We start from the raw sequence: 13,368 nt of genomic DNA on the forward strand, positions 1-13,368 counted from the left end.
CCAAGAAGGCGCGTGGATGCATTGCGGCAAATGTGCCGCAAACCATATGCCGTTGCGGAGGCCATGTCGCGGAATTGAATCGATTCGGCGCGGTTTGCCGCGTCGTTAGCCCGTGCAAGACTGTTGCGTTCAGCCGCGAAATGACTGCACGATCAGCACGATGTTCAGGCCCAGCACGACTGCCGTGCAAATCAGCGCACCCGCGTTTGTGACCATGCGATTGCGAAAACGCCCCATCACCGCTGTACGCGAGGTGAACCACACCAATGCGATCATCGGAACGGGCAACGCGACACTCAGCACGACCTGGCTCAATACCAGCGCGCGTGTTGCGTCCACTCCGCATGCGACCACGACAAACGCGGGCGTCATCGTCACCAGCCTTCGAACGCAGAGCGGAGTATGAAAACGCACGAAGCCCTGCATGATCATCTGCCCTGCCATCGTCCCGACCACCGAACTCGATATGCCGGAGGCAATCAACGCGGCGAGGAACAATCCTGCTGCGGCGCTTCCGAGCAGTGGCGTGAGCGTGTGCCACGCCGTCTCGATCCTGACAATGTCCGGGTTTCCCTGATGAAACGCGCCCGATGCCATGATCACCATCGCCATGTTGATGAGACCTGCCACGCCGAGTGCTGCGACCACCTCGAGATTCGAAAACTTCAGCAACGTCGAACGCTCGCGGTCGTTGCGCGCCGACACGCGACTTTGCATCAGCCCGGAATGCAGAAACAGCACATGCGGCATCACGGTCGCACCGACGATCCCCACCGCGAGCGTCAACGCATTGTTGTCGGGAATGGCGGGCGTAACGACGTGATGTGCGACCGCGCGCCAGCTTACTTGCGTCAACGTCAGTTCCGCGAGGTACGATAACCCGATCACGCCCACGAGCGCCGCGATCGTGAGCTCCAGTGGACGAAAGCCGCGCTTCTCGAACTGCAACAGGCTGTAAGTAACAGCGGCCGTGATACCCATCGCCGGCAACATGGGCAGCCTGCAGAGCAGCGACACGCCGATCGAACCGCCCGTGAATTCGGCAAGATCTGTCGCCATCGCAGCCAGTTCACTGACCATCCACATGGCGATCACACAACGGTGCGGCAGGTGGTCACGGCACAACTCCGCGAGATTGCGCCCGGTGACCAGACCCAGTTTTGCCGACAGCGACTGAAACAGCATGGCAATCATATTTGACAGCACGACGACCCACAGGAGCGCGTAACCATAGCCCGCACCCGCCTGGATGTTGGTGGCAAAATTGCCGGGATCGATATAGGCGACCGAGGCGACGATGGCAGGACCGGCAAATGCGAGCATTGTGCGGGGACCGCCGCGTGCACCGTCGAGCGCCGCACGCATCGTCGTTCGCGAGCGCTCGGAGAGCGATGCGGGCACTGCGGTGCGTACAGCGATTCTGTTCATGGATGGTCCCTGGTCGTTGTTGCGCGCAAGACGGCGTGCAAAAAACAGCGGGCGAAACGCTGCACACCGCCCGCTGCGCCAGCCGACGCAATGCGAAATCACGCGCTCATATTGAGCGTGCCATTCACACCGTTCGGAAAGAACCCTCCCTTCATGGCCGCGGAGCTCGTCAGATACACGATATTCAGCACGTTCGCGTAGTTGCGGCTGAACGCAAGGCCATTGCTGTCTAACGGGACGATGTTCGATGTATCGGCTGTGGCGCCGGAAATGCCCTGATCATCGTGGCCATTGTTGTCAATGGCGTCGCGTGCTGCCGAAATCGCGTTGGCCGCCGACACCAGGCTCGTCATGTCGATACCTCTTGCATATAACGTCGTGCGCACGAGGCCCGCGTGATACGCCTCGGCCGCAAGTATGCCCGCCGCCGCTTCGAGAAACGTCTTGTTCGTGATCAACGGCGATGCGCCCTTGTAGGCAGTCACGCCCACGTCTTCGAAGATGAATGCGCCCAGCAGGAAGTTGTTGTCGCTAGCGTAGGGGTTGAATGCGGCTCCTGCGCCGACGAGTCCCGCAGCACGCGCCGCGTTCGAGAACGCGCCGTTCGGGTCCGTGCCGCCGATGTCGATTGCAGGCTGCGCGACAGCCGCCGAGCCCAACGCACTACGCAGAAACGTGACATGCTCGCGCTCGTCCTTTGCGATCTCGTTCGCGTAGGCTTTGACAACAGGATCCTGAAACGGTACCTGCTGGCCGGCAATCACACTCCCCATTGTCCCGACGCCCGTGGTCATTGAGGCGGGCAAGCCAGCACCCGTGGTCGCGTAACTGTAGAACTGCGATTCAAGATATTCGAGGTTGAGCGCAAAGTTGAGAATCTCTGCATCGGTAGGCGCGGCGGCCGCACCGGCGTTGTTGCCCGATCCCCCACCACATGCGCTGATGATCGTGCCGCCCACCAGCCCCAGACCAAGACCACCGGCGTTTCTGAAGAACTGTCGGCGGTTCCGGCGACGCTCGGCACGCCGGTCGAACGTATCGAGAAGTGCTTTCGCTTCTGACATGACCCTGCTCCTTTCGATGTTCAGATCAACTCATGCAAATCACGGCATGAACGGAGACACGGACTTGTCACTGGCAGGCAACGGTCGCGTCTTCAACTGCAATACGACGCGAACTCGCGGGCGGATGCAGCGCGCTACAACTATATTTTTTGCCGGGATCATCTGCAGTCCGATCGTCTTGGCAAGACATGCTTCGTCCGCATCGAATGCTGCAATTCTGACTATCATCAGTCCAGGCTGTTGGGCAAAATTCCCGTATCCCTGACCGTTTTTGCATCCACGACACGTGCAGGCGCGTAAAAAGGAAAGCAATTCGACGATCGAGACGATCCGAGGTCCTGATGCTCTTGCAACTATTCGCTGGTAACAGGACGTTCGCCACTCATTGCGCTGATACACTACGCGCACGAAGGCGTACGTCGCACAGTCAGCCCGGGTGGAACATGTCCTCAAGGCAGCCAAAGGATTTACGTGAACCATCGGGCGCGCCCAAGTCCGCGGATACCGCCGCGCGCGACGATCTGAACGGTATGCTGTCCGCCGTCGCTTTGCGCGATCGGGCTGCGTTCGAAACGCTTTATCGCCGGACGTCCCCGAAAATCTTCGCCATTTGCATCAAGATACTGCGTGACCGATCAGAGGCGGAAGACACACTCCAGGACGTGTATGTCACGGCATGGAACCAGGCGGCAACGTTCAATCCGCAACTTTCGAGCACACTCACCTGGCTTGGCACGATAGCCAGAAATCGCGCAATCGATCGCATCAGGCGCCGCCACACGCAACCGCTCGATGAAACCTCTGCTGAAGAGATCGTCGACGAATCACCGACACCTGCCGCCCTCGCGCAACTCAGCCAGGAGAGGCAGCGGCTCGAACGCTGTCTGCAAGCCCTGCCGGACGCGCAGCGGCATGCCGTCAGGGAAGCGTTCTTTACGGGGTCTTCTTACGCTGAACTTGCCACACGCATGAGCGTTCCTCTGGGCACCATGAAAAGCTGGATCCGGCGCAGCCTGATGCAACTGAAAGCGTGTCTTGAACGATGAATACACCCCACTCTTCCGACGAAAACGATCTGCGCTGCGCGGAGTACGTACTAGGCGTGCTCGGCGAGAGCGAGCGCCGCGAGATCGAACTTGCGCTGCAGCAGGAACCGGGCATGGCGGCATCGCTGGCGCGCTGGCAATCGCGTCTGATGCCTTTGACGGAGGATCTGGAAGACGTGGTCCCGCCGGCCCACGTCTGGGATCGTATGCAATCTCAGCTGGGATGGGCACGGGCCGGGCGTCGCGCCGGATTGTGGCACAGCCTGTCGTTCTGGCGCTGGACGGGGTTGACGTCGGTCGTCGCGGCGTGCGCGCTGGCGATCGTGCTGACGCGTACCGTGCAATTGCACAACGCCGCCGCTCCCGCAGCGGGCGCGCAATACCTCGTCGCAACGCTGGAGCCTCAGGGTGTGGGCCCAAGCTGGACTGCCACCGTGGATTCGCAAAATGCGCAGATCGTCGTCGTGCCGCTGCGTGGCATTGCGATTGCGGCAACCAAGTCGACGCAATTGTGGATGATTCCGCAAGGCTCGAAGCCAATCTCGCTCGGTGTGATCGACACGCAGCGCCCAACGGTCGTGCATGTCGCGCAGGCGCAGCTTCAGAATCTCGGGCCGCAGACCTCGCTTGCCGTGTCACTCGAGCCCCATGGCGGATCTCCAACTGGGCAACCCACCGGACCAGTGCTCGCTGCCGGGCACATAGAGGGAATCTGAACCGCATCCGCTAATGTGCATTGACGAGATCAGCTTTTCCGTGCTCGCTCAAATGCGATGACCTGTGATCAATCGCGGGAGTGTGGCGCCTGTCGCGACAAAGGAGAGCGCATCGGCGAATTCCGAAGCAGGATTCAACCTGCGGTCTAGCCGCTCGCCGTGAGCCAGCACTGTTGTCCAAGCGCAAGACGAGGCAGCGCTACCGCTCATCGCGATGAGCTATGCAGAAATAGCCTCGATGCCGTTCGCGAGCGTGGGTTAGATTTCGCCGCACAAAAGGCATAACGTTGCTCGATGCTCTCGCGATGTCTGTAGTTCCAATGCGGAGTGCTCCCTATTCAGTCGGGAGGCAAACGAGGGAGACTGGCCGACTTCCCCCGAATCAATCTCTCGGGTCCGCTCTTTACCAACGGCCGCCCGTTCACCTGTTGGCACGCGAAAGCAAGGATTTTTTCATTCCCGCCCTAGCACCAAAAGATATTCCGGCAATTGCCGCTTCATTCCGGGAAACCCCGCCAGATCAAGGTCTCGCGGGGTTTTTCTATCCATCACATGCCCGCTCGTCCCTTCAACAGGCATCACGAACACGACCAGCTGAATCGATACTCCGCCTGAGTGAATCGTCTGCTCTGCCGCCGAGAATAACCTTTGACGCTTGCTCTCAGGTGCAAAACCGTGGATGTCAGCCCGTCAGATCGGCCGCACGGTCATCTACGGCGAACGATTCGTCAAGTGCTGTCGCTACGACAGGATCGGCCGGCCACAAAGGCATGTGTGCGAGATGTTCGTCATCCTTTCTCCGCGCGATGCCGGCAGCTAACGCGAACACTCGCGCCCCCCGACCGCCACGCTTCGCGGCTACGTATCTCGTGATCTGTAGATCCCCGTCGGCTAACATTCTCCGTACGGCGATAAACACTTCATTACGGCGCACTCCGAGGCCTTCAGCGAGTTCCATTGCGGTGCGTTCGCTATCGCCTCCCAGTACCTCCAGGATTCGCGCCGCCAGATGCCCCCCTTCTTGCGTCTCTCGATCTGCCGCCCGATGCTTCCGTGCCCAGCGCGGTTTCTCTGCACCTCTCCCGATGAGTGATGTATCGGCTGGTAACGCGTTGTCGGCGCTGCCGGGATTTCGCGCGCGGTAACAACGCTGATCAATATCGAGTCGGCTGAGAGGGTTCTCGAACATCATTGCCAACTGTTCGGCGTCAAAGCGCACACGAAGCACACGGCATACGTCACGCCATCCCTCGCACATACCACTTCGTGAGAGGTCGTAAGCAGCCAGTCGGATCGCTTGACGAGCCTCGACCTCGTCCCAGGCAAGTGCACGCTTCATGGCAGGTCCCGCAAGATATGGCGACGCATGATAATCCGGGCAAAAGCTTAAAAGACCAGCCCGAACAGTTTCTTCAGCAACTCTTCCAGTGACATCATGGTCAGCGCCAGCGGTACGATCGGCACAAGTACTGCGGCCGCAAGGCGCACGATGGCATCCCGGGTAATGGGCGCAATTCGCATGTTGCGCACTACATCGAAACTGTTGGCGAGATCCGCGAGCGACTGGATGTCGCCACTCCCTACCAAGGCCTCGCCGGCGGAGGCACCGCCTCGCAGCCATTTGTCGTCGAACTCGCGCACGTATCGTTGCGCCAGTGCTCCGTATTCACTCAGGCCCCTCCGCTTCGCCTGAGCCAACTGAGGCGCGAAGACCAGCAACGGACCAAACACCAGGCACAGCAGAAAGCAAACCATTGCCCCCGTCTCCGCCTTGAATTCCGTCAATGCGGCCCCCGCGAAGAAGATGCGATTTGCGATTTGAGCAGCCAGCATTGCTCCGTGCGCGACAAGAAGGGCCATGAACGCATAGACGGTGTTGGCGAGAAACCCAAGGCCACCGACACGATCGGGATGAGTGGGAACCAGGTTCAACTCGATACGCGATACCTGCCAGAGAAACCTCGTCCAGATAAACAACCGGAAGTACCAACGGATCAGCAGAAACTGAAATATCGGCACGCTGACGTAGCCATACCAGAATCCGGCGAGCGAGAGCGTCAAGCCGCCGGCACCTGGTATTGCGTACCACGTCGCCGTCGTTTGAAGGGCGGTGTATTGGCGCCAGACGACGAGGACACCGACGCCGTACACCAGAGCGATCAGAAGCAGTTCTCCAACGACTGAATTGCGCAGACGGAACGCCGACCTGATCGCCTCATCGAACCGCGTTACCGAGACATCAGGAATGATCTTCCGGTCGAGGAACGCACGTGCGATCGGGCGCAGGCGGCGATGCACGATAAGCTCGGCGATGATTAAAACCGGCACAGCGACAAGGAAGCGAATGTGAACTTCCAGATCCAGCAGGAACGGTACGGCCACGCTGTGACCAAGCAGATGCCCCTCGAGTGTTGCGAGCACCAGTAACGGCAGCCAGGCCACGAGTGTGATGACGAGAACGCGTTGGCGCACCAGCTCCAGTGCATCGTCAGCCATGTGCGTGCGGCGCAGAAGCTGAAAGAGCGGCCCTCCCAGAACCAGCGAGAAATTCTGGGTATCTCGCAGGATATCGTCAGCGGACGGGACCGCATGATCGGTCCTCTTCGGTCCCAGGCCCAGGTAGTGACTCATGGTTTGGTGCCTCTTTCTCGGGATTGATTCGGCCGCTACTTCGAGAAATCCGGAGATCGGCGGATCGACAGTCGCACATTCATCTTCGACTTAGCACTCATCGTACGAGCGGACTCAACATGCAAATTGATCCACGTCATGTTTGCTCGTTCCGTCACCTTGCGAAGCTTGTATGTGGCAGCTTCAGCGGGAAAGAGCAATCGGACCAATCGATCGATCACTGCAGCGGCACGCCATCGCGAGAGATTCGAATCGCCGTAGCCTCGACGAAATCGACACGTACACTGTCGCCTACGTTGAGCCCATTCAGAAGACCGTCGGATGAGGCTTCCAACGTCACTGTCCGGGTTGGACCGCGCAGCGTCAACTGGCGCTTTGTGTAATCAATCTTTTCGACAGTCGCCACCACTTCAACCCGATGCACCGCCAGCGACGACCCTACAGATTGAGCGGTGCTGAATCCACTGTCTATCCGCTCTCGAATACCATTCGACGACGTCGTTACCGCGCGAAGCAGAAGAGCCCGGCTGTATGTGATCGCGACTGCATCGCCCGTCTTCAGCGAAGTCACATCGCCTACTGACGGATCCACCACGACGTCCACCGGATCACCGTTCTCTTGAACGAGAGTAACGCTATTGCGTAAGGCATCGATCCCGAAGACGATAGCTCTCGCCCTAGTCACACTACTGCCGGAGAATTGTCTTGATTGTTCGAGAGCGGGAGGCGGCTGACTCTGCCCATAGATATGCGCTGTCGCGCCCATTGTCGACAACAGAACAGTAATGCCGATAAAAGACCTTACTGACCATTGGATGCTCATGGCTCAACCTCCGTTCGAACAGACCATAGCCCCACTGGTTGGTTGACCCACTCCACGCTACATCGAGCCATCTCACCACTCAAACGCATCCACGCGTTTATGCGGCTGTCCCGGTCACTCGCCTTTCCGTTGACCGGATTCAGAGTTCGGCCCCGACAAGTGCGGGCCCGGCTGTGGTGTCATGGTGGCGCCCTCTGCCGGCACGGCAGCGGTTGGTTGTACCATGGCGGCTTGCGGGGCCGGCGCCACAGCGGCGCCGATGAGAAATCCACTCGATGTGAGGAAGATCGCGGCTAGAAGCAGGAATTCCATGTTGTGCCTCACTAATATTCGTAGTCGCCCTTCAAGAACTTCGGTCGCAACGTATCGTCATTGCATGAGTGCCTCGGTTGTTTGCCCTGATTGGGCCCCCGTCGCAATTCAATGTATCGACTTTTCAGTTGGTCGGTTCCGAAAAGGAAGCGGCGATTGTGCGGGTTGCTCGGCGGCTGGATTCTTGAATGGTTCCACAGTGGCCCCGCTTATAGCAGGCAGCAGTACGAAGTCCCGCTCTGTTTCAGACATCTTTGCGATCGCATGCAACGTGACCCTTGTGGTCCAGCACACATCCGATGGCGTCGCCTGAGACGGATGCACCATGTACAGCTCATACCGATCCATGCTCGCGGGATCCGCATCCAGCTCGATGACGATCGCGCGGGACAGTTCCTCCACGGCCGCGTCGTATTCCTCTTGCGTCGGAAGTCGTACGGGAATGTCCGAGCCACTACTCACCAACACTCTATAAAGCAGTCGCAGATAGAGCGCGGTATCTGTATCGGACATCTGGGCCAGCGTGATGCGATTCATCACCGCGGTCATATCGACAAGACCAAAGCAATTGACGGGAACCAATTCGTCGAGCAGTCGCGTGAACAGTTGCAGGTAATCCAGACGCTCGTTCGGCGTCAGGCGCGCAAGCCCGCTCGACATCAGCGCTTCCCGCTTGCCTTCGTCGAAAAAGACTTTCTGAAGCGCTCGCGCACCACCAGGAAAACGGGTTTGGATAACGGGATCTCGCAGGATCACGTCGAACCACGCCGTCAGCACTCGCGCTTTCTCAGAGCCCGGAACGATTCCGTTTTGACTCAGCATGTCGTCCAGACTGTCCCCTCGGGAGGTCGACCGGGCTATCACGGTCGCCCCCGTTTCGGGTAGGCCGACGCGAGGGGGCTGAAAAGCAGCGTTCGCACTCAATGAAGGCAGTACCGCTAGCCAGGCGAGGACCAGCAAGCTGTGTCTCTTCGCCATCGCGAAGATCCGTAGAATCACTTCATGCTCCGGTAAAACATTGACTCGAAGGCGCACGCAACACAGTTGCTTTGTCACTTGCCACCTGCCATTGACGATACGCACGCGAACATCTAGCGGCTTGATTCAGGTCAACGGCCTCGGGAACCGAGACATAGAGGGAATCCCTTCGTCGCATTCGCAAGGAATGCCAGGGAGATCGTCGCTTCCTTGCCGCAGCGAACCGATCCGCATGTGACGAACCTTAAGTCCGTCGCGACGATAGATCATTCGTCGATACTGCCAACGTCGCTCGTTTTCGCATGCTCGTTGTCGATTCCCGATGTCATTTCCGATGCTCCGCCCAGCCCTTGGGTGTCGGGAATCCTGGCCAGCGCCCTATCCTCATCGAACATATGTTCCCGCACAATCGCGGCATCCAGTAACTCGAGCTCGCGGAGCAACGCCTCATGACGCGATACGGGCAACGTTTTCATCAGGTTTTCGATCATCGCGCGCAGCCGCCTGTCGATTTGCATGCTGCCCGCGCCACATTGGCGAATTTCCCTGATGCTGATATGCACATAGTCGCGCCATTGGGGCGTGCGAAAAAGCACGCGTGCTTGCCCGCGGTCGTCCCTAACCGTCCGGTCCGCGAGAGATCGCTTGCCCACCACGCGCAATAGCCTATGCAACTGATCGATCGCCAGTACAGCCGTCGTAGGGTCATTGATCGCAGCCGATAATGCCTTCAGGGCGATATCGACCTCGATCCGGAATGCGAACATCGGATCCTGCTCCATCGTTCGTTCCGAGCCGAGTGCAACGAGGCTTTGTAGTCGCCGATCGTCAGTTTCGCGAACCGCAACGCTCCCACCGTGCAGGTAGAAGAGTGGCTCGTCGGTAGCGATGAAATCGCCGACCTGAACTGCGAACTCAATGAGGCAATCGAGACGTTGAGCCTCCCGTGCCAGACCGTGCAGGTTAGCGGCTAGGACAACGCCGGAACGTCCGCGGTAGGCGACCACTCGCCGACTTTTCGCGCCGCCCTTTGAAGCGCGATCGCCGTTTGCCGCTGAGGCCGACTCCTGTATCGCTGCACGCTCGATTTTTTGCGATCCCGAGACCCATTGCCGCCGGGCTTCATCGAATGCGTATGGATAGATGTGGCGAATGACGGCGAATCCCTGATCGGCGACGCGCCCTATGAGGCTCACTGGTCTCAACAATCGCGCCGAGTAATCGATCAGCAGAATAAATGCGACCAGCGAAGCAAGACCGATAATCGTTGCCAGAAATACCTGCAGTTGAGGCACAACGACGGATTGACCCAGTTCCGCCATCGTCCTGTGCGTCCAGAGAAGCGAAAATACGAATAGCCCCACGATCCATCGGATAACGTTGTCGCGCAACAGGGTGGTGGCGATGATGCGCGGTGTGTATTGTCCACCCGCCACCTGAATGGCAACGAGCAAAGAACCGAAGCTGAAAACCAGACAGGAGAGGTTCAGCGTAAAAATTCGATCGAGTATCGAATGTGCCTCGTCGGCATTGACGGCAAGGAATCCGTGCTGCAGATCGTACGCATGATACGTAGTCAACCAGGCGCCCACGTATTCGGCAATGCGCTTCAGCACAATGCCGGCAATCACTGCAAGAATAGGCACGATCCACAGCGAGGACCGGACATAGCTGATCACGCTGTATCGTCGGTTCCAGGCCATGCAAGCCTCCCTCGCCAGTTACCACATGGGGAACATCGAGCGCCCGATGCGCGCTCGATCACGGGCTATGCCAGCCTGGTGGCGTCCGGCAACGTTCCTTTTCCTGTGTCCTCCAGCGTGACGGACGTTGTGTCGACGCCTCGCAGGAACGCATCGACTACGTCGCTCACAGTGACACGCCGCCCTAGATGGCCAACCCGCTCCTCAAGACCTTCCGCTCGCAGGATGTCGCGCGCACCTGCATGGGCCATCACGATCCGAAGAAGCATTCCTCTCCTGGCAAGGTCCGCTTGCAGTGCCGCCAGCATTCGTGCGCCCGCCAGGTCGACTGCTGGAGAACTGGAGAGGTCGCAGATCACCAGTTTGATCGGAGTCTCATTTGAGCGGATCTTCTCCCATACCGTCGCCCGTACATGTTCGGTGTTGAAGTAAAGCAGCGACGCCTCCACGCGAAACATCAACACGCCAGGCACCGACTCGTTGTCGGGGTGACGTTCGACATCTGAATAGCGTTGCGTACCGGGAATGCGCCCCAGCATCGCTACGTGAGGATGTGCGGCGCGCCTGATGAGCAACAGCATCGATGCGAGAACTGCGAATATCACGCCCTTCAGGATGCCAAGCTGCAGGACTGCGGCAAACGCGAGCATCGACACGAGGAACTCATAACGGCTCACCCGCCATACATGACGCAGTTCGCGGATGTCCACGAGTCCCTTGACCGCAACAAGCACGATCGCGGCAAGCACCACGTTGGGCAGATTGGTGAGCAGTCCCGTGAGGAACAGCAGACACACTCCGATTGCGATCGAAGCGAATACGAGCGAAAGCGGCGTCTTTGCACCCGCCTTGTCGTTGACGGATGACTGCGACAAGCCGCCCGCCACCGGATAGCCCTGGAAAAGCCCTGCCGCGAGATTGGCCGCGCCCAATCCCAGCAGTTCCTGGCGTGGATCGATTTCATAGCCGTTCTTTTGTGCAATCGCCCGCGCGGCAGAAACGCTTTCGACATACGACAGCAACAGGCATGCAAACGCCAACGGAATGATGCCGTCGACATCGCGCACGCGCAGCGCCGGAAAGTGGAAATCAGGCAAACCGGTCGGCAACGTGCCGACGATCTTGAATCCCATCTCGCGAAGCGGCGTGACCGTCAGCAGCACGATCGACAACACCACGACGAACAATGCAACGGGGCGGCCGGGAAGAAACTTTTCGCCCAATAGTAGAAGAGCGAGCGCACCGATGCCGAAGATCAGTACCACGAGATGCGTATCGGGAAGCTGTCCGACGAGAATCGCGACGCGCTCGAAGAACTGCTCACCGCCTCCCTTGACGCCGAACAGCTTCGGCAATTGTGTCAACGCGATGGTCAGCGCCGCCCCCGCCTTGAAGCCGAGCAATATCGTTTCGCTGATGAAGTTCACCAGCGAACTCAACCTGAAAATCCACGCCAGCACGCACATCACGGCGACCAGAACAGCGGTCAGGGCTGCGATGGATGCGAACCTCGCTGGGTCGCCGCCTGCCATGTCGGCGACAGTTACACCAACGAGCATCGAAATCGCCGACGTGGGGCCGATGGCCAGTTGGCGCGACGATCCGAACACCGCATAGAACAGGCCGCCCGCCAGGTAGCAGTAGATGCCGTATTGCGGCGGCAACCCTGCGAGCGTCGCATAGGCGAGCGAGACAGGTATGCCATAGGCGGCAAGCGTCACACCGGCGACTGCATCGTCGGGAAGCCAACGCCACTGATAGTTAAAGAGCCATTGTGCTGGCGGAACGATCGCACGCCAGCCTGTAGCGGGAGTCTCGATTACGGTTGTGGCGCCTGAGACTTGTTGCTTAGCCATTTCACTCTCCTCCCGGTCGGTCGATCCGTAAATACAACCATCCGGCCAGCCCGTTTCGAGCCGCTGTCACGCAACACATCAACCGCCGCTAGCGGGTCGCATGTTGGGCCACGTCAACGAAACGAAAGTGCCCCCGCGCCGGGGAATATCGAGGCTTCGCGAACGTTCAAGTCCGTTCAGCTTCGCGACGAGCCGGTATCGTCCCGGTGGAACTTGCGCGTAGAGATAGGGGCCGTCCGAAGTGGCTGTGAAGATCAAACGGCCATCGGTGCTCAATATGCGCACGTCGACACCCGAGACGAATTCACCGCCGTTCGCGGTGAAGCGGGCGCGCATGCTGTAGCGGTCCGCCATGGCACGCATCGCGGCGGCTTCATCAACGCCCACGCCACCCGTTACGTATGCGATACCCAGACTGCGCTCGACGGGCGGCCCTCCCGCTGCGGAGGGAAGCTGCGCACCGGTTCCCGTACCGCTACATGTTGTGCCCATACCCATGCCCATCGGCATGTCGCCGTCATGGCCCATCATCGAATGGTGGCTGCCCATGCTGTAGGGCAAGTCGGCGCCCTGCTCCTTCGCTCGCGAGACCAGCAGTTCGTGCCATTTCTGCGCGACAGCCCGACGTTCCGCATGGGTCGGCGCCTCGCGCATTTTTGTACAGAACTCGGCGCGCTCCGAGGGCGTAGTCAGGTCGCCCGGCGTGACAGTGCGAGCGGGCTGTGTGAATCCTTCGAGCGGAACGACGATGACCAGACATAGCAGTGCGCCTACTATGGTCCTGTGCGTCACTGAGAAAACCGTGCACATG

11 protein-coding genes are annotated in these 13,368 nt (G+C 59.3%); 2 read left to right on the top strand and 9 right to left on the bottom strand.

Annotation, left to right across the window (positions count from 1 at the left end; genetic code table 11):
* Nucleotides 1-129 precede the first annotated feature (129 nt).
* Entirely contained in the window at nucleotides 130-1,428 is a 1,299-nt protein-coding gene (locus tag G3N95_RS04590) for an Nramp family divalent metal transporter (protein ID WP_205968813.1), read from the bottom strand.
* A 98-nt stretch (nucleotides 1,429-1,526) separates the two neighbouring features.
* Nucleotides 1,527-2,492, bottom strand: a complete 966-nt coding sequence (locus G3N95_RS04595) for a ferritin-like domain-containing protein (RefSeq protein ID WP_205968814.1) — start codon at nucleotides 2,490-2,492, stop codon at nucleotides 1,527-1,529.
* Nucleotides 2,493-2,935: 443 nt separating this feature from the next.
* Here G3N95_RS04595 and G3N95_RS04600 point away from each other — a divergent pair, with 443 nt between their 5' ends.
* Together G3N95_RS04600 and G3N95_RS04605 are read left to right on the top strand one after the other, a co-directional pair.
* Nucleotides 2,936-3,538, top strand: a complete 603-nt coding sequence (locus G3N95_RS04600; protein ID WP_205968815.1) for a sigma-70 family RNA polymerase sigma factor — start codon at nucleotides 2,936-2,938, stop codon at nucleotides 3,536-3,538.
* Entirely contained in the window at nucleotides 3,535-4,254 is a 720-nt protein-coding gene (locus tag G3N95_RS04605) for an anti-sigma factor (RefSeq protein ID WP_205968816.1), read from the top strand. Before G3N95_RS04600 ends, G3N95_RS04605 begins: the two co-directional genes overlap by 4 nt.
* 682 nt (nucleotides 4,255-4,936) lie before the next feature.
* Here the strand turns inward: G3N95_RS04605 and G3N95_RS04610 are convergent.
* The 7 genes from G3N95_RS04610 to G3N95_RS04640 form a co-directional block, all read right to left on the bottom strand.
* A complete protein-coding gene (locus tag G3N95_RS04610; protein ID WP_205968817.1) occupies nucleotides 4,937-5,593 on the bottom strand; it encodes a hypothetical protein in 657 nt (218 codons plus the stop codon).
* A 47-nt stretch (nucleotides 5,594-5,640) separates the two neighbouring features.
* The gene (locus G3N95_RS04615; protein WP_205968818.1) at nucleotides 5,641-6,885 is read right to left on the bottom strand and encodes a hypothetical protein; all 1,245 of its coding nucleotides are present in this window, start codon (nucleotides 6,883-6,885) and stop codon (nucleotides 5,641-5,643) included.
* Nucleotides 6,886-7,102: 217 nt separating this feature from the next.
* The gene (locus G3N95_RS04620; protein ID WP_205968819.1) at nucleotides 7,103-7,708 is read right to left on the bottom strand and encodes a hypothetical protein; all 606 of its coding nucleotides are present in this window, start codon (nucleotides 7,706-7,708) and stop codon (nucleotides 7,103-7,105) included.
* Between the two features lie 420 nt (nucleotides 7,709-8,128).
* Nucleotides 8,129-8,842, bottom strand: a complete 714-nt coding sequence (locus G3N95_RS04625; protein WP_241018243.1) for a hypothetical protein — start codon at nucleotides 8,840-8,842, stop codon at nucleotides 8,129-8,131.
* 422 nt (nucleotides 8,843-9,264) lie between these two features.
* Entirely contained in the window at nucleotides 9,265-10,701 is a 1,437-nt protein-coding gene (locus G3N95_RS04630; RefSeq protein ID WP_205968820.1) for a DUF2254 domain-containing protein, read from the bottom strand.
* Nucleotides 10,702-10,766: 65 nt separating this feature from the next.
* A complete protein-coding gene (locus tag G3N95_RS04635) occupies nucleotides 10,767-12,557 on the bottom strand; it encodes a SulP family inorganic anion transporter (RefSeq protein ID WP_205968821.1) in 1,791 nt (596 codons plus the stop codon).
* Between the two features lie 78 nt (nucleotides 12,558-12,635).
* Entirely contained in the window at nucleotides 12,636-13,367 is a 732-nt protein-coding gene (locus G3N95_RS04640; protein WP_205968822.1) for a carboxypeptidase-like regulatory domain-containing protein, read from the bottom strand.
* Between the last annotated feature and the right edge of the window lies 1 nt (nucleotide 13,368).

It is taken from the genome of Paraburkholderia sp. Tr-20389 (assembly GCF_017104565.1).
In the GTDB taxonomy this organism is placed as follows: Bacteria; Pseudomonadota; Gammaproteobacteria; order Burkholderiales; family Burkholderiaceae; genus Paraburkholderia.

Bases quoted from the DNA above. Each gene is read 5' to 3' on its own strand.
- G3N95_RS04590 (WP_205968813.1), bottom strand. From the start codon at position 1,428: ATGAACAGAATCGCTGTACGCACCGCAGTGCCCGCATCGCTCTCCGAG.
- G3N95_RS04595 (WP_205968814.1), bottom strand. From the start codon at position 2,492: ATGTCAGAAGCGAAAGCACTTCTCGATACGTTCGACCGGCGTGCCGAG.
- G3N95_RS04600 (WP_205968815.1), top strand. From the start codon at position 2,936: ATGTCCTCAAGGCAGCCAAAGGATTTACGTGAACCATCGGGCGCGCCC.
- G3N95_RS04605 (WP_205968816.1), top strand. From the start codon at position 3,535: ATGAATACACCCCACTCTTCCGACGAAAACGATCTGCGCTGCGCGGAG.
- G3N95_RS04610 (WP_205968817.1), bottom strand. From the start codon at position 5,593: ATGAAGCGTGCACTTGCCTGGGACGAGGTCGAGGCTCGTCAAGCGATC.
- G3N95_RS04615 (WP_205968818.1), bottom strand. From the start codon at position 6,885: ATGAGTCACTACCTGGGCCTGGGACCGAAGAGGACCGATCATGCGGTC.
- G3N95_RS04620 (WP_205968819.1), bottom strand. From the start codon at position 7,708: ATGAGCATCCAATGGTCAGTAAGGTCTTTTATCGGCATTACTGTTCTG.
- G3N95_RS04625 (WP_241018243.1), bottom strand. From the start codon at position 8,842: ATGCTGAGTCAAAACGGAATCGTTCCGGGCTCTGAGAAAGCGCGAGTG.
- G3N95_RS04630 (WP_205968820.1), bottom strand. From the start codon at position 10,701: ATGGCCTGGAACCGACGATACAGCGTGATCAGCTATGTCCGGTCCTCG.
- G3N95_RS04635 (WP_205968821.1), bottom strand. From the start codon at position 12,557: ATGGCTAAGCAACAAGTCTCAGGCGCCACAACCGTAATCGAGACTCCC.
- G3N95_RS04640 (WP_205968822.1), bottom strand. From the start codon at position 13,367: ATGTGCACGGTTTTCTCAGTGACGCACAGGACCATAGTAGGCGCACTG.